Raw genomic sequence first — 20,582 nt, 5'->3', positions numbered from 1 at the left:
GAGGATGTTCTAGATGATGGAAATCGTTTTTACTCATTAAATATCATAACTGCTGGTAGCGGAGCATTGCATTACGGTTCTATATTTCTATTCGATTGGTATGCTAGGCGTTATAAGGTAATAGAGGAGAGAGAAAAGGTACCCAAAAATTTGCAGATGTGGTTTAAGCTTTATTATATTTTGTTTATAACATTTAGCCTTATGTTTTTATTAGCATGCTTAATGGCCTACTTTGTTTAGATTAACTGCTTTTCTTTTTTGTTGATTAAATAATGGATTTGATATTTTTTGGTGTTGGCTTAAGTGTTATTTTTATCATTCTTTTACCTTTAGCTTTTTATTTAAAAGCAAAAAAGCTCAGAACGGTTGAAGATATTTTAGAGCATGGAAATCGCTACTATTCCCTAAATATTTTTATGGCGCTTCATGGTTTGCTTCATTATGGCAGTGTATTTTTATTTGATTGGTATGCAAAACGGTATAATTTATTAAATGATAGAAACAAGGTACCAGCTCACGTCTCGAGATTCTTTAAAGTGTATTTTGTAATTTTTATGCTTTGCGCACTATTAATGTTTTCATCTGTATTATTTGAATAATAGTTAGGTGATCGTCAGTGAAATGAGAGCTACTAGCTTACAGAGTAATTCAATATCAAAATTAAAATACAGTTTAGTCTGTGCTTTAGCTATTGTATCAAGCGTTATTAGCTACTCATCATTAGCATTTACAATGTTAGTTATGCTTTGGCCTTACGATGCTATAAATGAACTTGGGCCTAGGGCTATCGGGTTTTTTATTGGCATATGTGTGTTTATCTTTCTTGGGGCGCTCATATCTACTGGTAGAAGCTGGGTTATTAAAGTTTACCGCTTAGTTGCTGGGTGCTCTATAGCTGTGTCCCTAGTTTATATTTTAGGTTTAATATTTGAGCAAAAAAGTGAACGTTTATTTAATGGTTTAGAACTTTCATTTTTATTTATGATTTTTAATTCATTTATATTGCTACTTTTTAAAAGTAAGTATTTAAAGGTGAGTGTTAATGTTACTAAAAGGCTTAAAAGACGGCAGAAAAAGCAAATGGAATACTTAAAAAGCCAGCTCTAAACCTTAGCCTGCAACGGAATCAGTAAATATTAGATTATTAGTCGCTGTGAATCTTTGAGAATATATAATCTACTTAATACATGGAGAAATGTAAGGTGGGACTGGTTAAACCCTTTTGTTTTTTGAGCACTATATTTTTTAGTCAATTTGCGGCAGGAAATGATTTATATTTTGATGTAGGCAAAGCGACACCTTATCTTAGTGTTTGCTCACTTAAAAATGATTTATCTGAAAGTAATACGATTGTTGATTTTACCAATGATTTACTAGGGAAAATCTATCACTCATCTGGAAAGACAGAAAAAGATGTTATTGCTTTAGGCACTAATGAATACTTTGATCAGTTGAGTTATCAATCTGCGCTTGGTGTTACTGAGGAATATGAGTTGTATACATTGTCAAGGTGCGAACGCTTTGCAGTCAATTTTTTAAATAAGTTATGCTCAGACAAAGTGAGTAAACTTCCATTACCTAAGCTTACATGTACAAAGGCAAAGCAGTATCTTTAAATAAAAAACAAATTTAATAAAACTACATTACAAATTAATTTAGAATATTTTTTAAGGTTTCATTTTCGATTAGTTTTAAAAACCAAAGGGTTATACCTCTTGTTTTAGGAATAAAAGGAACGAAAGGGGTCACCCATTTGGTTTTAAATATACCCACCCCAAAACGACATATAAGTATTAATTGCTGTAAACATCCTGTTTGCACCTAGAGTGCTTACCTCTTTTATAACTAATTGTTTAATAGTACCTAATTTAGGATTAGTATTAGGTACTACTTAAAACAATAATAAAATAAGTGCTAGAAATAGCCTTTTATAAAAGAGGTATTCATGGAAGATCTATTTATAAGTTTATTTGCAAATGTCGGCGTTATATTACTTTTAGTTTTGATATTAAGAGCAATTAAAAAAGTTGATTTAAATCTAATGTGGTCTTTGATTTCGTTAGGTATTTTAGTTTGCTACTTTTTTGCTTTGTTTAAAGGTGGAAAGGTTATTCCCTTGGATATGCTTTTTCCTGATTTGTCTTGGAATTGGTCTGGAAAGATAGCGGCAATAATCCTTTGGTTAGTTGTACTATTAGCTTTAATTAAATTTAAAACTAACTTTCGTATTGCGGATGCTGGTTTCACTTTTAGGCAAAATGAAAATTCTATAAAACCCGCTTTTACAGTTATGTGCTTGTTTATCATTTTACAGATAGTTGTATCACTTTTTTGGAGTGGTGAACCTAATTACGATTTAGAAACCTTACTTTATCAAGCAACAATGCCAGGCTTTGATGAAGAGCCTATGTTTAGAGGGATTCTTTTATTTTGTATATCTTTGGCAATTATATCTGAACGCTACAGTTTAGGTGGTGCGTCAATTAACATTGCAGGGTTGCTTTTAGTGGTGTTATTTGGACTAGTTCATGGCGTTATGTTTAATGGTGGAGAGTGGCACTTTTCTTTCCCCGCTATTTTACTAACGGGTGGCTACGGTTTTATTTTGCTTTGGCTAAGAGAGCGTACAGGAAGCTTGTTGTTCCCTATTTTAGCCCATAATAGTGTTAACTTTGTTGGGCAGCTAATTTAATTAAAAGTTTAATTTAAAAGAGATAAAATCTTATTTAAGTTTTATCTCTTTACCAAGAGTTCTCAAAGAAGGCTCGTTTTGCAAGTGACATTAGAAAGTTCCATTCAAGCAGGCAGCTGTGTTTTCTTGATGTTTTTATTCAAAAACCAAGTATTGTTACTTTTTCAACCAATTTAAATATGGCTATGGACCTAGTAATGGCCTCGATTGGTGAGAATACGCGCTATGGCTTGGGTAAAGAACGCCCTATGAATTTGAGCCTTTGGTTATCGCCTCTGTCATCGTTTAGTGTCAGTATTATTTTTAGCCTCACTCACGCATTAAGCTATATCAATTGAGCCTGTAAATGGTGTCTTTCCTTCATAACAAAACGAGCCGTTTTATATAGGAGACTGTTAAAAAAGCACTAAAACTGATAAAACTGTACTTTGCAAAATTTTAATTGCATTGAATGTATAGGCATTAACTTTATTAAGTGCATGCTATACCAAGCAAAGGGAGAAGCAATGAGCTCTGATAGCAATTACATTCGCAGACTATTAGCAACCATTGGCATTACAGCTTTAGCAATAGGCTTATTTATGCTGCTATGGCAATTATCGTATGTGTTATTGCTTATATTTGGCGGGATTTTATTTGGTGTTTTTTTAATAGGGCTTGCGAGCCTGTTGCAGCGTTGGCTACCTTTACCCCGATGGGGACTGGTAATGCTTGTTACTGCTACCGTATTAGGGTTATTAATACTTGCTGGCTACTTGGTTGGCCCTGCTATTATGGATCAGTTGTTACAGCTTAGAGAGCAAATAACTGGTGGGGTAAAACAGTTAGAAGGTTACTTGAAGGGTAAAGAGTGGGGCGAGGCTCTGCTTCAGTGGGCGCAAGGGCAATGGCAACAAGCACCACTTTCACCAAGAAAGCTGATGGGGGAAGTTTCCGGGGTCTTTTCTACTTTATTTGGTTCACTTGCTGATATATTTGTTATTTTATTTATTGGTTTTTACCTCGCATTGCACCCTAAACCCTATAAAAAAGGGTTACTATTTTTATTTCCAAGTGATAAACGTAGCCGCATAAGTGAAGTAATGCACAGTGTATATTATGCATTGAAGTTATGGTTAATGGGCCGTGCAACATCAATGATTGTGGTCGGGCTTTTAACCGCGTTAGGTTTGTGGCTTATTGATATGAAATTGATAATGGCGTTGGCATTGCTTGCGGGTTTGTTATCGTTTGTGCCATTTATAGGACCTATTGCCGCTTTGATACCTGCAGTATTGGTCGCGTTACTCAATAGCCCAACCCAAGCTGCGTATGTACTAGTCGTGTACGGTGTTGTACAAGTGCTCGAGAGTAATGTAATAACACCGTTTGTGCAAAGAACAGCTGTTTCATTGCCGCCAGCAGTTATGCTTGGTGGGCAATTATTGATGGGCGCTATGTTTGGAATTCATGGCTTGGCGCTTTCAACGCCGTTGTTAGTATCAATTATTGTCACAGTGCAGATGCTCTATATACGGGATGTTTTAAAAGAGAAAATCCAACCATTAGGGCAGTGATACGTTAAAGAAAGTGGCAAGTTATATAAATATAATTTGCCACTTTTTATGCCTATTAATTAACAAGTTACTCTTGTGTAGCCAACATAAAACATATTGGTTAGATGGCTGTTTAATGTTGAGCGGCGAGGTTTGCTTTTACTCTGCAGCATGGGGTAAAACAAATGAGAGTGTGGCTAAATGCTCTGTTTTATCAAATACATTTAAATTTGTGCTTTTTTCGTCATAGATTGCGGCTACTACGTTTAAGCCTTGGTTACGCAATGGCAATGTGACCAAGCCGTCATCATTACTAATTATTGGCTCTTGATCTGGGTCGTTTACTAAATCATTGATTACTTTAGCGCCTTGAACCGCTTTGCTATTGAAAGTTATGCGGTAGCTGACTATTGCGCCTTTTTGATCTGAAAATTCGTTACCTACAGGTAGGATTTGTAATTGCTGATTTTTAAGTGCAGGTACTTGGGCAAGCGGGCCACGCAAATGTACTGCGTACTTTTTAGTATGTTCGCTTAATAGTGCATTGGGGATTTCATCTCGACCTTTAGCAAACCATTCACCTTCTTTTGTTTTACTCCACAACCCATTATCGAGCAGACCAGTAACCGCATAAACGCTTTTATCACTTAGCAGCATCATAGGCCCTGATTCAATAAGTTTTACGTTTTTTTGTTGCCAGTTTTTATTATAGCCAGTAATGCTTTTAATTTTATTTTGTCGTTTTACGGTATCTAAATCTTGTGCGCCTTCGCCATATATAAAAGCTACCTGTGATGAGCGCTCTGCAAACCATATTGCATGAGCCTGTGCTTGTTCGCTGTATGCGCTTGATATTGAAGTGACTAATGCCATGCAGGCGAAAGGTAATATTTTCATTTTTTCTCTAAATTTTAGGAGGTATTTATTTTTCGATGTTGAATACGTTTAACTCAAAAATAAAAACAACCCCTAATAACTTTGTAAAATTTGTTGCTGTAGGGTAGCTCTTTTTATTCTGTTTGTATATTATTGCAAATAACAATTATTACCATTTGCATTTCGTGCTTATTTAATCGGCTCTAGTTAAAAAATTTTTTAGTGAAAACTTAACCGATTAAGCTTGTATGATATCTAAGAGATAGAATGAACTTAATAAATCGATACCAAATATCAGCCCTAACAATTGCTATAAGTACCATTTTAGCGCCTTCTGTATACGCAGCTTCAGCATCAGATAACATTGAGAAAATAGCGGTTTCGGGGGTTAGACAAGCTTTTCGTGGCGATGTGCCTTTAAGCGAGCAACCACAAAGTATTGAGTTTATATCAGCAGAAAACCTCGATGACGCAGGAGTGACTACACTCACCGATATATTTGATTTAACGCCGAGTATTTCTGAACAAAATGATTTTGGTGGATTGTGGGAAAGCTTTGCAATACGTGGGTTAGTAGGCGATGAGAATATTCCTTCAGGCTTTTTAATTAATGGTTTTTCATCGGGTCGAAGTTTTAGTGGTACCCGCGATACTAGCAATATTGATTATGTAGAAGTGATGAAAGGGCCTGGCTCTGCTCTTTATGGCCGTTCTGAGCCTGGCGGTACTATTAATATCATCACTAAAAAGCCACAGTTTGAAGAACAAGGCTCTTTGAAAGTATCAGCCGGTAGCTGGCAAAGTTATCGCGCTGAAGGCGACTACACTAATGCAATTAATGATCAAGTTGCTTTTAGAATAAACGGTGCAATTGAAGACGGTGAGGGTTTTAGAGACTACCACGAAAATAAAAAAACAGTGATCACACCTTCAGTTCTTTGGTTAATATCTGACACAACAAAATTAAATTATGAACTAGAGTATGTTGATCAGAATATGACGTTTGACCGTGGTATTGTTGCTCTAGATGGGAAGATAGACGCATTACCTATTGAAACGTTTTTAGGTGAGCCAAGCGATGAACCAACAGAGGTTGATGCGATTTCTCATCAACTGACCTTTGAGCATCAAATAGGGCAATGGTCACTTTTAAATGGGCTTAGCTATAGCGATTCTAAATTTATAAGCGAATCGAGTGATGCTGAACTCGCCCCTAGCAGGCAGCTTTATTTTACTGATGGCGAAACCTTAAGTCGGCAACATAACGAGCGTGATTTTCAAACTAAAAACATCTCAGCGCGCACTGAGCTAAGTGGTAGCGTTACTGCTGCTGGGTTTACCCATCACTTATTAATTGGCGCAGATGCCAGCAAGTTTGATTTTGACAAACTCTGGTACAGATACCGCCCTACGCTTGAAGATACGCGCTATGCAATCAATATGTATAACCCCGTGTATGGGCAAACAGCACCCGAAGGCTCACTTTTATTTAACAGCACTGAAGTACAGCACAGTTACGGGGTTTATATTCAAGATCAAATCGACATCACTGAGCAATGGAAAGTCCAAGTAGGCGGTCGTTATGATTGGTTTGATCAGCAAATAGATAATCACATTAATCAAAGTCAGTCTAAAAGCAATCAGAATACATTTAGCCCACGAATAGGCTTAGTGTATGCTTACTCAGACGACATACAGTATTACAGCAGTTACTCGGAAGGTTTTAGGCCAAACAGTGGTTACGATATAAACGGTGATGCATTTAAGCCAGAATCAACAACCTCTATTGAGGCGGGTGTTAAATTTAGCACCGATAACCTAAATGGCAGCTTTACTGTATTTAGCGCCGAAAAAAGTAATATGTTGACCACAGATTTGCAAGCAGGCGTGTCGACGGCGTTAGGCGAGGTAACTAGCGAAGGCGTTGAGTTTGATTTACACGGTTATATTACAGAGCGCACGTCATTTGATTTTGCCTATACCTACACCGATGCAAAAACAGCAAACGACACGGTTAATACAGATTGGTGGGTAAAATTACCAAAAGGTAGCCCTTTACTTAATATTCCTAAACACAGTGCAAATGCGCGTATTAAAAGAGAATTAAATGATTTAATCGATTTAAATGCGACCGTTGGTATAGCTGTTCAGTATGAGGGGGAACGCTTAGGTGAAACCATAGACCCTACGTATTACTTACCTTCGTATACGTTGGTGAATTTGTTCGCAACTTACAACGTTAATGAAGATGTGATGGTACAACTGAACATTAATAACGTGCTTGATAAAGAATATTACTCAAATTCTTACTCTGCAATTTGGACTCAACCCGGTGAGCCAGTTAATTATAAGCTGAGCTTAAAATATAGCTTTTAATTTATCCTTGGGGCAGGCTTAACGATGCTTGCCCCATCACTTTATTCAGGCTGTGCACCTGTTCCAAGTAAAGTGTCAATATAAGCGAGCTCTTCGCTAAAAATGCCACAAAAAAATGCGCTTTGTTCAATTATTACAGCGTCATTAGGCTGGGCTTTGTAGCTTTGCTGGCATCTGGCAAGTTCGCGGGTTAACCACGAGCACTCATTACTTGCAGTGTTTATAGCTGCTTTTAAAAAAGAGGGCCATTTGATTTTTTGTAAATTAAAGCGATAGAGCATTACAGCGATACAGCCATAGGCTTGTTGTTCTTGTGATGGTGGGTTATCACTCGTTACTACGTCGCTGTTTAACAGTTTACTGTTGATAAGTGCTTGTTGCAGTGCGACCTGTTGTGATTGACTTAAAAAGCTTGTTGTCATAATGCGTGAGTAGCCCTGGTTACAATAGAAAATAGCATTTTGTATTAAAGGCTAAGCAAGGCGTTTTATGACTCATGCAGCACCGAAAAAATGCAACAACAGTGATAACAAAATTGGCCTGACTCTTTACTGAATTATTAAAATACAATTGTAATTGATTGGATAGTTTTGAAGAATATTAGCATCAATATTTTAATATCAATGCAGCGCATAACTGAGTTAGGTAATTGACTAAATAATCACTATTAGATGCGTTTTTAAAGGAATAAAGATGTTTTTATCATTTTTTAAAAATCTTTTATATTGTTTATATAGTAATTTACTCGGGCAAATCTATCACTCAACCGCAGAGACAGATGTTATTGCTTAAGGTGCTTTATCAGTTGAGTTATCAATCTGCGCTAGGTGTTACTGAAAAATAAGAGTTATATACTTTATCAAGGTGTGGGCGTTATGCAGTAAGCCGTTTAAAGAAACTATGCCCAGATAAAGCGAGTAAATTTTTATTACCTAAACTGACATGTACAAAAGCAGAACGCTATTTTAAATAAGAATAAAGCCGAGTAACATTTACGTTCAAACCTTTCTGAGCCCTCAATAAAGACAAAGTCCTCACTAAATCTATCATTGTAAAAATACAGTAATAATGAAAATCAGAATAAAATGATGCTCTGAGGAAAGCTTACATTAGTTGTGTAATTTTTATAGTTTGTATTGGTAAAATATTTTCACTTCTTTCTTAGTTATTGATTTTAAAGCTATTTAGGTATGGTCTTTTTTTTGCTTGGTTATTGTTTTTTAACCCTTTAAAAATATAGCAATCAAAAAATCATTTAAGGAAGAAAAGTTATGGCAGAGTCATTTAAGTACGCAAATAATAAAGGACATGCAGGAGAGCTTCATCAAAAAGCTAATAAAGACCATCCCGTAATGACAACCGCACAAGGTTGCCCTATCAGTGATAATCAAAATTCATTAAAAGCTGGTCAACGCGGACCAGGACTATTGGAAGATCATGTGTTACGAGAAAAGTTGTTTCACTTTGATCACGAGCGAATTCCTGAGCGAGTTGTTCACGCAAGAGGGTATGGAGCACATGGTTACTTTGAAACGTATGATGCTTTAGATGATTTGACTTCTGCTGATATTTTTCAACGTAAAGGTGAAAAAACACCTGTTTTTGCACGCTTTTCAACAGTGGCGGGTAATCAGGGATCGCCTGATTTAGCACGTGATGTGCGAGGTTTTGCCGTTAAGTTTTATACGCAGGAAGGTAATTGGGATCTGGTAGGCAATAATATCCCAGTTTTTTTCATTCAAGACGCGATGAAGTTTCCCGACCTTATACATAGCGCAAAAGCAGAACCAGATCGTGGTTTTCCGCAAGCGCAAACAGCCCACGATAATTTTTGGGATTTTGTAAGTTTGTCGCCAGAATCCATGCACATGGTTATGTGGGCAATGTCAGATAGAGCTATCCCGCGCTCATTAAGGTTTATGGAAGGATTTGGCGTTCATACTTTTAAGTTTATTAATGCACAAGGTGAAGAAAAATTTGTTAAGTTCCACTGGAAACCTAAAGGCGGTATGCAGTCAGTGGTTTGGAATGAGGCATTGAAATTAAATGGCGCTGATCCTGATTTTCATCGTCGTGACATGTGGGAATCAATTAATAATGGAGACTATCCGGAATGGGAGTTGGGCATTCAAGTATTTGATCAAAAATTTGCTGAAGAGTTCGAGTTTGATGTTTTTGATGCCACCAAACTGATACCCGAAGAGCAAGTACCAGTTAAAATTATTGGTAAAATGGTGCTCAATCGAGTCGTAGACAACTTCTTCGCAGAAACCGAACAGGTTGCATTTTGCACACAGAATATAGTACCAGGACTTGATTTTACTCCCGATCCTTTATTGCAAGGCCGTAATTTTTCGTACCTAGATACACAAACCAAACGCTTAGGTGGGCCTAATTTCACACAAATTCCTATTAATGCAGCAAAATGCCCGATGAGACATTTTCTTCAAGATGGCCACATGGCAATGCAGAACCCTAAAGGCCGGGTTAATTACGAACCTAATTCATTCAGCGGGGGGGAAAACAACCCGCGAGAGTGCCCTGTACACGGATTCAAAAGCTCAGAATCTGAAACTGACGGGGGTAAATTACGCTATCGCTCAGAAACATTTAGTGATCACTATAGCCAAGCACGACAATTTTATTTAAGTCAAACCGACGTTGAGCAAACGCATATTCAAGACGCTTTAATTTTTGAGTTATCTAAAGTAGAGCATTTACGTATTAGAGAGCGCGTGGTTTCTCATCTGTTAAACATTGATAACAAGCTTGCTGAGAAAGTTGCATTGGGTTTAGGTTTACAAACTATGCCAGATGCGGCAGAAGCGGCGCTTGATACCCGTCAAGATTTACCAGTATCTGATGCGCTAAGCATTTTAAAAAATGCGCCAAATACATTTAAAGGCAGGAAGCTTGGTATATTAGTAAGTGATGGTTTTGATGCTGAAACCTTTAATTTATTAATACAAAGCCTTAAAGAGGAAGGTGCAAGCCATGAAGTTATTGCGGCTCAAGTTGGTGGTGCTAAAAATAGTAAGGGCGAGATTGTTGAGGCCGATCAGGTGATTAACGGCGGACCTTCGGTGCTTTACGACGCAATAGCTCTGCTTACCACTAATGAAGGCGCCAAAAAGCTTGCTGAAATACCGGAGGCGAAAGATTTTGTCAGTGATGCTTATGCACATATGAAGTATATCGGCTTTAGTGATAAAGCAGCTCCTTTAATCGAGGCTACTGGTTTAAATGGACAACTTGATGATGGCTGGTTGGATTTAAATAAAATTTCCGCAAGTGAGTTTGTCTCAAAAATTCGTAACCTTAGGTATTGGAGTCGATAAATCGTATAACAAGGGCTAGTGAGAACTAGCCCTTGTTATTGATGGCACCGTTTTATTTGAGGATTACAAAAATTTAAAGGAATAAAATGAAACTAATTTATGTTGATGATAACTTGCCGGGCATAACTCGTAAGAGGCATGAAAACCAATGGGTTTATTATGATCCTGCAGGAAAGAAAATACATGATAACGATGAAATAAAGCGGTTAGACAATCTCGCTTTTCCCCCCGCATACAAAGATGTATGGTTATGTCCAGAAGAAAATGGGCATATTTTAGCTACTGGCTACGACAGCAAAGGCCGCAAGCAATACTTTTATCATCCCGAGTTTAGGGAGCAGCAAGAGCTTAAAAAGTTTGAAGCATGTGTTTTATTTGGAAATAAACTGCCTTTGTTAAGAGCAAAACTATCGGAATATTTGCGAGGTAATGAGCTAGATTACCAGCGCACGATCGCAGCCGTTGTACGTTTAATGGATCTTGGAGCCCTGCGCGTTGGCTCTAAAAAAAATGCCAAACATAATAATAGTTTTGGTGCTACAACATTGCGTAGCCGGCATGCAAAACTAACGGGTAAAAATATTCGCTTAAAGTATAAAGCAAAATCCGGTAAGCAAAGAGAAGTGAACATAACAGATAAAGTGCTTAGCTCTATCATACAGCAGTTGCAAGATTTGCCTGGGCAGAGCTTATTCCAATATATCGATGAAGGCGAGTATTGTGATGTTACCTCCAAAGAGGTGAATGAGTTTATTCAAAGTGTTATGGGCGAGCAGTTTAGTGCAAAACATTTTAGAACATGGCGGGCCAGTGTTTTGGCATTTGAAGTCTTACATAAATCAAACGGCCAGCTTTCGCTTAAAGATATGTTGGATAGCGTTTCAAGTAATTTAGGGAATACCCCAGCAATAGCTCGTAATTCATATATTCATCCAAAGTTGATTGAGCTGTGTAAAGGAGGCAAGGAAGCTCTAAAGGACTTTAATAACTTAGACAAACTACCCCGTAAGACTAAGTACCTGAGTCGCTATGAACGTGGGTTGTTGATATTTTTAGAAGAACAATGCTAATAACGTTAGTCTTTTTGTAATTCTACTCATATTTCAATCGCTTGAGTAATACCTATGTGTGTGAACTTTTTACAACTTCTAGCAACTTTTACTTTAAAACGTAGAGCTTTACTCTGCTTTTTTATTTATCTATTTGATTTTAAAGGATTAAAACTTTGGTTTGAATGTTGCTAATTACTAAGCGTACTTTCTTAAACAAATAAAGGAGTTATTATGAGTACTGTTATTACTGGGTTATTCGATAATGCATCACAAGCAACATTAGCAATTTATAGATTAGAAGCTTTAGGTGTAAGTGAGGCGGATATAAGCATTGTCGCTAACGACTCGTATACAAAGGAAGACTTTGCTGTAGATGAAGGGACCAAAGCTGCAGAGGGCGGTTTGTTGGGCGCTGCATCTGGTGGCGTGTTAGCGGCAATTATTGGTGGTTTTACCGCTGTTGGAGCAGTCGCTTCTGGTGGTGCCGGCTTATTAGTTGCAGGTCCTTTGGTTTCAGCACTTGCAGCTGGTGGCGGAGGTGCTGCCGTTGGTGGGACTTTAGGCGCAGCAATCGGCGCATTTATTCCAGAACATGAAATTAAGTATTATGAAGACGCAATTGAGAAAGGTTCAATACTCGTCGGTGTTAAATATAACAGCGATAACAAAAATAGTGTTGAAGAAATTCTTGATAATGCTGGTGCAAGCAAGGTTTCAAAAGCGTAATATTTTAGAATGCGCTATCAGTATCTAAAATGTATAAAGGTGGAACTGTGTTCCATCTTTTTACGCGTTTGATTTTTAAAACTATCTGCGTTTAGTATATTAATCTATATGGGAACCAATGAATTATTTAGCCCACCTTTATTTAGCAAAGCCTACAGCTGATTCTCATTTTGGCAATTTGCTGGGAGATTTTGGTGGCCAACGACAGGTAACGCATCTACCTACAACTGTAAAAAGTGCGCTAGATAACCATTATTTGGTGGATAAATTTACTGACACACATCCATTAGTAAAAGAAGCTAAGCAGTTTTTTTCAGCCAAGCGCAGGCGCTTTGCAGGTGTGGCAGTTGATGTGGTGTTTGATCATTTTCTTATTGCGCATTGGCAGCAGTTTAATAACCAATCACTAATTGATTTTAAGCACACCAGTTATGGCCTTTTGGACAGGCGTATACCTGTAATGCCACAGAAAATGCAGCGTGTAGTAACCAGTATGACGAAAAACGATTGGTTTAAGGAGTACGAAAGCATTGATGGGGTGGGGCGGGCGCTTGATAATATTGCTAAACGAATTCGCTTTACTAATAATTTTGCAGGTACCTCTGAAGATATAATCCGCCATTATAGTGAGCTAGATGAGCTCTTTTTAGCGTTTTTTCCTGAGCTGATTAAGCACGTTAATGAGTTTAATTTGGAAAACGCACCAAAATAGAGTGCGCATTCATTATAAGTGGTTTAGTCGTCAGGCCCTTTTAGGGTAAATACTAAATGTTTGCGCATATCTTTTAAAATTACGCCTTTTTTGAGCATGGCACCGCTTAAGCGTTTTTGCCACTTCAGTAGCTCTGGCTCTGCGGCTGTAAGTGCTTGTTGGTTTTCAAATTGAAAACACATTAGTAAAGAACCTGGAAATAAATGATATTCCACATCAAACCAGCATTGCAGCATACCTGGGATTTCAGCACGGCCTTGCTCTTCTATTTTGTCAGCAACATTGAGAACGAGAGCTTGTTGTTTTACTTGCACAGCAGATAGTTTTTTCATGTGGAGATCCAATTTAGAGGCTAAAAATACAGCCGGAATATTGCATTATACCTAAGCTTTCAGGGTGATAACAATGTTAGCCATACTTTAAATTAGATGGCTCACTGTGAATATTGATTGTGGTTAGTTTGGTAGTACAACCAGTTTGAATACACTATTTATCAAGGGAAATTATGAATTATATAGCTGTTTGTTTCGTTATTATTTTTATGTTGTCAGGGTGCTCTGAAGAGCAAGTTTCTGAGCAAAAATTAAAACCTGTTTCTGTCATAGAGTTAAATAAAACTAAATCGTTTGATAGTCGTATTTTATCAGGTGTTATCCAACCTGCTAACACAGCCACTTTAATGTTTGAGGTTAGCGGAAAGGTCGAAGACGTTTTTTTTGAAATTGGTGAGGCTTTTGAAAAAGGTGAGCCGTTAGCTAGGCTGGAACAAACAAAGTATTTATTGGCAGTGCAAGAGGGCGAAGGGCAGGTCTCTAATGCGAAGGCTATGCTGCTAAATGTTAAGCAAGATTTTGAGCGCAAAGCATCACTGGTTGATGATGGCGCTGTGTCACGCGCGCAATACGATGTAGCAAAGTCGCAATATGAGAGTGCCAAAGATAAAGTCGAGATTGCTAAAGTTCGACTAGCGATGGCAAAAGAAGAGTTACAAGATACCACGCTAATTGCGCCCTATGCAGGGACTATTTCAAAACGTAATATTGAACCTTCACAACAGGTAAGCCCAAATACGTCTGCATTTATAATTCAAGGTAAAGAAAATTTTGAAGTCTCTACCCTTGCCCCTGAAGCGATTCTCTCCTCATTAGCTATTGATAAGCCTGCTAAAGTGACTATTTCAGCATTAGATAAAACGTTAAATGCCAAAATTAAAGAAATTGGCACAGCTGCTCAAGGCGCGAATGCGTTTCCTGTTATTTTAAAAATATCTGCAAATGATGTTGCAGACATTAGAACGGGTATGAGTGCTGAAGTACAATTTAAACAACAGCAAGAAGCCACAGATGCTTTTGTAGTACCTGTAAGTGCGATTATGGCGCAAGAAAATAATCAGCATTTTGTTTTTAAGCTGTTACCTACAGCGCAAGCTGAATCACAACAAGCAGGTTATGTTTTACAAAAAATAACCGTGGACGTAGTAACGTTTTTTGCGCAGAAAGCGCAAATTAAAGGCTTAAAAGAAGGGGAGCGAATTGTTAATGCGGGAATGGCTTTTTTACACGATGGGCAAAAAGTGACGCTTATCGAGGGTGAAATCAAGCGCCTTAATCCATAACCCGTGACGGAGATTTAAACGATGAAAATCCCTACTATTTCAGAGCTTGCTCTTGATCATAATCGCTTGATGCTGGCCATCGTCTTTGGCCTTATGCTATTTGGCGCATTTAGTTATTATCAACTACCCAAACAAGAAGATCCTAAAATAAAAATTCGTGAGGCGGTTGTAACAACCGCTTACCCTGGCATGAGCGCAAAAAAAGTAGAGCTGTTGATCACTAAAACACTCGAAGAAGCGATACGTGAAATGCCCAGTATTGCCGAAATTCGTTCAGTATCTATTCCAGGTCGCTCTATTATTCACGCAGAGCTCAAGCAAAGTGTTGAGCAAAGTGCGTTTGATCAGCAGTGGGATATACTGCGTGACCAAATTAACGCGGTTCGAGGTGAGCTACCCAGTGGTACTTTACCTTATGTGATTAATGATGATTTTGGTGATGTTGCCGTGTTAACGGTGGCACTTATTGCAGATCCCGCTTATAGCATGGGGGATCGCCAAGATGTGGCGCAACATATTGCCGATATGATGCATCAAGTCGAAGGCACAAAAAAAATTGATATTTTAGGCATTCAGCAAGAGCGTATTTTTATTGAAACTAAAAACGCTAAGCTCGCTCAGTTAGGGATTGCACCCACACAATTGATTGCGGCTTTAAAAAATCAAAATATTATACGTCCCAGTGGCATTATTGATGCCGATGGTGAAAACTTTATTATCCAGCCTTCTGGGAATTACCAAAGCCTAGCTGATATACGCAATACGCTGATCACTGTTCCCAATCAATCACAAACCATCTTATTACGTGATATTGCCAAAATAAGCCGTGAAGTGATCGACCCCCCATCAAGAACAAGTTACTACAATGGCCGTCAGGCCATTATTTTTGCAATCTCTAAGGATGAACAAGCGGATGTGCTGAAGTTCACTCCTAAAATGGAAGCGATGATAGCTCAAATTAATCAAACTATACCTGCGGGCTATCAATTAAAAAATATTACCCGACAAGCTGATGTGGTTGCCGATGCTGTATTTGGTGTGAGCTTTAGTGTGTTACAAACCATTGTTGTTGTCTCTATTGTGGTTATTATGTTTTTAGGTCTACGCACCGGCTTGATTGTAGGTTCGATTGTACCTGCAGCTATTTTAATCACGCTTTCAATTATGAACTTTATGGGTATTCCGCTGGAGCGTATGTCGCTTGCCACGTTAATTATAGCGCTTGGGCTACTGGTTGATGATGGCATAATAATGGCTGAAGATTTTAAAAAGCGTATCGAAGAGGGCGAAACGCGTGACGAAGCTATTCGTAATACCTCGGGTACGCTTGCGATACCCTCTTTAACCTCATCGTTGACTACTATTCTTGTGTTTTTGCCATTGATGTTGGCGCAAAGTAGTGCGGGTGAATATACACGCTCTATTTCGCTGGTGGTGTTAATTGCATTGCTTATTTCATGGGCGTTGAGCCTTACCTTTACTACTTACTTGTGTCATCGCTTTGTGAAAAAGGAAACGAGGCAAAGGCAAAATATTATTCGCCGGAAAATTAATGGATTTTTCGATAGCCTTAGTCCGCTTTATGAAAAAGTATTAAGACGAATTATGCGCGCTCGTATAGCTTTTGTTGTTGTGATATTGGGGCTGTTTTTTGTTGGTGGTTGGGCTATGAGTTTAGTGCCAGCTAAGTTTTTTCCAGACTCCGACCGCGCACAAATTTTAGTGTATTTAGATATGCCAGCTGGTACGTCAATGCGTAAAACTGATGCAACGATACAAGCCATTTTAAAAAAATTGGATGATAAAGCACGTTTTCCGCATATTAAAAAATATGCTGCTTATGGTGGATTTGGCGGGCCACGGTTTGTTTTGTCACTCACACCGATTGATCCTGAGCCTTCAAAAGCATTCTTTATGATTGATGTTGGAGAGCGAAAACTAGCTGAGCCAACAATAAATAGCGTGCGCGACATGTTTGCTCAAGACTTTCCTGAAGTTATGGGGCGCGCCACTAAAATGTTTTTAGGGCCATCAGATTCTTCACTGATAGAGATTCAAATTAAAGGCCCAGACAGTAATTATATTTATTCTATTAGCGAGGAAATTAAAACCTTATTGCGTAATACAGACGGCGCATTCGATATTAAAAGTGATTGGGAAAACCGCATTACTACACTTAAAGTTGAGGTTAACCAGCAAAATGCTCGTCGTGCTGGGGTTAGTTCAAACGATGTTGCACAAGCATTAGAAACCTACTTTTCGGGACGCACAATCTCTGAGTTTCGTGAAGGTGATGACATATTCCCCATTGTGTTAAGGGCACAAAACAGTGAACGTTACGATCTAGACCGTATTAACAGCGTAAATGTTTATTCTTCGGCTCGAGGCGTTAATGTTCCTTTAATGCAAGTGGCCGACATTCGCTATGAAACGCAATTTGCGCGTATTGCGCGTGAAAATTTATTTCGTACTGTAACAGTACAAGCTAAAAATCAGATTATGTCGGCGCAAAGTATGGTGCCATTAATTGAAGGAAAACTTGATAAAATAAGAGAAAAATTACCCCCTGGTTATGAAATAGAATATGACGGTGTAATTGGAGACTCTGCGGAATCGCAAGCGTCAATTTTAGCTAACTTACCGCTGTGTATTGCCATTATGGTGTTTATTATTATTGCGCAATTTCGCTCTTACCGTGCAACTAGTATTGTGTTTTTGACTGTGCCATTGATCATCATTGGTGCCGCTTTTGGTTTGTTAATTATGCAGGCAAACTTTGGGTTTATGGTTATTTTAGGTCTATATGCGCTTGCCGGAATTATCATTAATAATGCGGTTATATTAATTGACCGTATTAATATTGAACGTAAACAAATTGAGCACAGTGAACAACAAACCGCTGAGCAGTATAATCAGCAAAATTATGAGGCGGTGATCAGCGCTTCTTTAAGACGTTTACGACCTATATTAATGTCTACTTGTACAACAATAATAGGCTTAATGCCGCTCATTTTATCTAAAGATGTTTTGTTTTATGGCCAAGCAAGCACTATTGCGTTTGGTCTTGCAATGGGAACAATTTTAACATTAGGGTTTGTTCCGGTTGTGTATACTTTTTTCTTTAAAATAAAGCCGGTTCAAGCAGATAAACAACAAACCCAGCGTGAGTTAGAGCAGGCTTAATACGAAGGGCTGATAATAGTTTCATCCCTATTTAGTGGTAATTTTAGCCACTAAATAGGCCTGTTTTATTCATGCTTTATTTGTTTAGATAAAAACAAGTTAGTAACGTCTGCGACTTTGATTAACGACTTTTTATCAGCTTGACTCCAAGTTACCTTTGAGCCCACACTTTCACAACAAATGACACCTAACGGTTTGCTATTAAGTGTATAAATGTAATCAAGTAAAGAATAAATATCGAGAGGCTCAAAGTAAGAGTGAGAGAATGGCTTGGTTACTTCGTTATTTCTGGCATCAGAAGCGTCGAGTACTTGGTTAGCTAAAATATAGTTGAAATAAGCAGGGGAGTTTTCTGTGTATAGAACAGTTCCACTTGACACGTCATTATTTTCATCAAGGCAAATTAAGCAATTTAATGTACTGTATTCCTTATTAAATAACCAAAGGCTCACTCGATTAGCATTGGGAATAAGCGCTTTTAACTCTTTGCATATTTGCTTTAGCTTCCGGTCGCTAGAAACATTAGGATCGCTAATTTTTACTGCTAAGTTTTTTAGGTTGAGGTTTTTAGGATTATAAACATTGAGTAAGCTATTGATCTTAACTTTATCAAACGGTTTAGTTAAGTAGCCATCCATACCAATATCTAAATAATGCTCAATGTCTTGTTTTAGGGTATTTGCTGTCATAGCTATAATCGGAACTGTTTTACCTGTAGGAAGCGCTCTAATAGCTTGCGTAGCTTTTATGCCATCCATTTCAGGCATTTGTATATCCATGAAAATTAAGTCTACCGAGTGCTCCTTGAAGTACTTAACGCATTCTTTACCATCCTCTGCGATAATTAAATTAGCATTATGTGCTTTGAGCATTTTGACAATAATAAGCTGATTTATTTTATTATCTTCGGCAATTAAAACAGTACTACCTTGAAGGTTTGTTATATCAGTGCACTGCTTCGAGGTTGGTGGCAATAAAGCAATCTCAAAGCTTTGCTCATAGGTAAACGTGGAGCCCTTATCTATTTTGCTGGTAAAGCTAAGGTGCCCCTGCATTAACTCACTTAAACGAGCGCAAATTGATAAGCCTAAACCTGTGCCTCCATATTTCCTTGAGTTTGATGAGTCGGCCTGATGAAATTCTTTAAATAAATGCTCTTGAACAGTCTCATTAACACCAAGGCCTGTATCAATAACTTCAAAGGTGAGTACTTGTGTTTGCAATGAACTATTTTTAACACTTATCTTCAGTTCTACTTGGCCAAAGTTGGTAAATTTAATCGCATTTGAGCACAGGTTATTTAAAATTTGCGAAATCCGAAGAGGATCGCCTTTTAAATTGTCTGCTATTTTTGGGTCTATCGATGTAATCAGCTTTATGCCTTTAGCAGATGCCTGCTGTAACAGGGGTTTTATTACATCGCTAATAACCTCATTAAGACTGAAGTTGATATGTTCAATTTCTAATTTGCCAGCCTCAATTTTAGAAAAGTCTAAAATATCGTTAACAATATTTGATAAGTAATGTGCTGACTTTAATATGCTTTTTAAGGTGCTGTTTTTTTCCTCTGTGGTGGTCTCTGAGATAGCAAACTCAGCTAAATTTAAAATTCCATGTAATGGGGTTCTCAGCTCATGAGTTATATTTGCCAAAAATTTACTCTTTGTGTTATTGGCGATATCCGCGGCTTCTTTTAACTTTTCTAGCTCTTTATTGTGTTCTTTTTGTTTTTCTAACGCCATAAACAGCTTTTTATTATTAAGCCGAAGCTCTAATTGCGCAATGACCTCTTTGCTCAAAACCGTGAGTGCATTTATTTGTTTGCTTGAAAGCTTTTTTGGTTTATCGCTAATAACACATAACGTACCTATAGCGTTTCCTCTTGGTGTGATCAGAGGTGCACCTGCATAAAAGCGAATATTTGGGTCGTTTGTAACTAAGGGATTATCGTGAAAGCGGGTGTCAGTAAGTGCATTTTGAACTTCGAATACTTGGTTTTCTAGAATTGCGTGAGAACAAAACGAAATATCTCGTGCGGTTTCGGCTACATCAATACCATGCTTTGACTTAAACCATTGCCTGTCAGGATCAACAAGACTTATTAGTGAGATTGGCGTTTCGCAAATATCAGATGCAAGCTGGGTTAAATCGTCAAAGGATTTTTCAGCTTCAGTGTCTAAAACGTCATACTCATATAAGTCTTTTAGCCGTGATAGTTCATCCTCAGGTGTTGACGCTTTTATCATTATGTAACCTTGTTTTTGTTATGCTTAACAATGAGTAATAGAATAAAAATAATAACGCATTGGCTAGGGTCTGTTGACCTTTCAAGGTTAAATTTGCAGCAGTCTGTTTGGCATTTAGGCAAGGCAGCGCCTATGTGGTGTGGTTGTTCCCCATAAATAGGCGATAACGCAGCATCAATACCAAACAGGCGCTGCCCGAAGGGTTCTGCCTAGGGGCGATTTACTCTTTGT

17 protein-coding genes are annotated in these 20,582 nt (G+C 38.0%); 13 read left to right on the top strand and 4 right to left on the bottom strand.

The features are described from left to right. The 6 genes from QL984_RS16830 to QL984_RS16805 form a co-directional block, all read left to right on the top strand. Positions 1–240, top strand: a 240-nt coding sequence (locus QL984_RS16830) for a hypothetical protein (protein ID WP_290173022.1), incomplete at its 5' end; no start/stop codon positions are given. Between the two features lie 32 nt (positions 241–272). After that, a complete protein-coding gene (locus tag QL984_RS16825; protein ID WP_290173021.1) occupies positions 273–599 on the top strand; it encodes a hypothetical protein in 327 nt (108 codons plus the stop codon). Between the two features lie 22 nt (positions 600–621). Beyond that, on the top strand, positions 622–1,107 hold the full coding sequence (locus QL984_RS16820) for a hypothetical protein (RefSeq protein ID WP_290173018.1): 486 nt from the start codon (positions 622–624) through the stop codon (positions 1,105–1,107). A 95-nt stretch (positions 1,108–1,202) separates the two neighbouring features. Next, positions 1,203–1,616 carry a hypothetical protein gene (locus QL984_RS16815; protein ID WP_290173016.1) on the top strand — a complete coding sequence of 138 codons (414 nt, stop codon included), beginning with the start codon at positions 1,203–1,205 and terminating at the stop codon, positions 1,614–1,616. Between the two features lie 329 nt (positions 1,617–1,945). Beyond that, positions 1,946–2,692, top strand: a complete 747-nt coding sequence (locus QL984_RS16810; RefSeq protein WP_290173014.1) for a CPBP family glutamic-type intramembrane protease — start codon at positions 1,946–1,948, stop codon at positions 2,690–2,692. Positions 2,693–3,198: 506 nt separating this feature from the next. Further along, complete coding sequence (locus tag QL984_RS16805; RefSeq protein WP_290173013.1) at positions 3,199–4,248, top strand: AI-2E family transporter; 1,050 nt, start codon at positions 3,199–3,201, stop codon at positions 4,246–4,248. Between the two features lie 138 nt (positions 4,249–4,386). On the opposite strand, the gene QL984_RS16800 is transcribed toward QL984_RS16805, so the two are convergent. Continuing rightward, the gene (locus tag QL984_RS16800) at positions 4,387–5,124 is read right to left on the bottom strand and encodes a DUF4198 domain-containing protein (protein ID WP_128583498.1); all 738 of its coding nucleotides are present in this window, start codon (positions 5,122–5,124) and stop codon (positions 4,387–4,389) included. 246 nt (positions 5,125–5,370) lie between these two features. Here QL984_RS16800 and QL984_RS16795 point away from each other — a divergent pair, with 246 nt between their 5' ends. Beyond that, positions 5,371–7,479 carry a TonB-dependent siderophore receptor gene (locus tag QL984_RS16795; RefSeq protein WP_290173011.1) on the top strand — a complete coding sequence of 703 codons (2,109 nt, stop codon included), beginning with the start codon at positions 5,371–5,373 and terminating at the stop codon, positions 7,477–7,479. 41 nt (positions 7,480–7,520) lie between these two features. Here the strand turns inward: QL984_RS16795 and QL984_RS16790 are convergent, their stop codons facing one another. After that, positions 7,521–7,901, bottom strand: coding sequence for a hypothetical protein (locus tag QL984_RS16790; protein WP_090494685.1), 381 nt, complete (start codon positions 7,899–7,901; stop codon positions 7,521–7,523). Positions 7,902–8,750: 849 nt separating this feature from the next. Between QL984_RS16790 and QL984_RS16785 the strand changes: the two genes are divergently transcribed. The 4 genes from QL984_RS16785 to QL984_RS16770 all read left to right on the top strand — a co-directional run bounded on the left by QL984_RS16785 (position 8,751) and on the right by QL984_RS16770 (position 13,307). Next, a complete protein-coding gene (locus tag QL984_RS16785; protein ID WP_096038166.1) occupies positions 8,751–10,817 on the top strand; it encodes a catalase in 2,067 nt (688 codons plus the stop codon). Positions 10,818–10,903: 86 nt separating this feature from the next. Continuing rightward, positions 10,904–11,887: a DNA topoisomerase IB gene (locus QL984_RS16780; RefSeq protein WP_128583500.1), complete on the top strand. Its 984-nt coding sequence runs from the start codon at positions 10,904–10,906 to the stop codon at positions 11,885–11,887. A gap of 213 nt (positions 11,888–12,100) precedes the next feature. Continuing rightward, on the top strand, positions 12,101–12,595 hold the full coding sequence (locus tag QL984_RS16775) for a general stress protein (RefSeq protein ID WP_290173008.1): 495 nt from the start codon (positions 12,101–12,103) through the stop codon (positions 12,593–12,595). Between the two features lie 118 nt (positions 12,596–12,713). After that, complete coding sequence (locus QL984_RS16770) at positions 12,714–13,307, top strand: ACP phosphodiesterase (RefSeq protein WP_128583502.1); 594 nt, start codon at positions 12,714–12,716, stop codon at positions 13,305–13,307. Between the two features lie 23 nt (positions 13,308–13,330). Here the strand turns inward: QL984_RS16770 and QL984_RS16765 are convergent, their stop codons facing one another. After that, the gene (locus tag QL984_RS16765; RefSeq protein ID WP_010390782.1) at positions 13,331–13,639 is read right to left on the bottom strand and encodes a hypothetical protein; all 309 of its coding nucleotides are present in this window, start codon (positions 13,637–13,639) and stop codon (positions 13,331–13,333) included. A 173-nt stretch (positions 13,640–13,812) separates the two neighbouring features. On the opposite strand from QL984_RS16765, the gene QL984_RS16760 reads away from it, so the two are divergent. Both QL984_RS16760 and QL984_RS16755 read left to right on the top strand, forming a co-directional pair. Further along, positions 13,813–14,922, top strand: coding sequence for an efflux RND transporter periplasmic adaptor subunit (locus QL984_RS16760; protein WP_290173006.1), 1,110 nt, complete (start codon positions 13,813–13,815; stop codon positions 14,920–14,922). A 21-nt stretch (positions 14,923–14,943) separates the two neighbouring features. Next, positions 14,944–18,105 (top strand): efflux RND transporter permease subunit, encoded by a 3,162-nt coding sequence (locus QL984_RS16755; protein WP_128583504.1) that lies wholly within the window; start codon positions 14,944–14,946, stop codon positions 18,103–18,105. A 65-nt stretch (positions 18,106–18,170) separates the two neighbouring features. On the opposite strand, the gene QL984_RS16750 is transcribed toward QL984_RS16755, so the two are convergent. Further along, positions 18,171–20,351 (bottom strand): response regulator, encoded by a 2,181-nt coding sequence (locus QL984_RS16750; RefSeq protein ID WP_128583505.1) that lies wholly within the window; start codon positions 20,349–20,351, stop codon positions 18,171–18,173. Positions 20,352–20,582 lie beyond the last annotated feature (231 nt).

Source organism: Pseudoalteromonas sp. APC 3495, assembly GCF_030407645.1.
GTDB classification, from domain to species: Bacteria; Pseudomonadota; Gammaproteobacteria; order Enterobacterales; family Alteromonadaceae; genus Pseudoalteromonas; species Pseudoalteromonas tetraodonis.
This window is presented reverse-complemented; position numbering and strand designations above follow the sequence as displayed.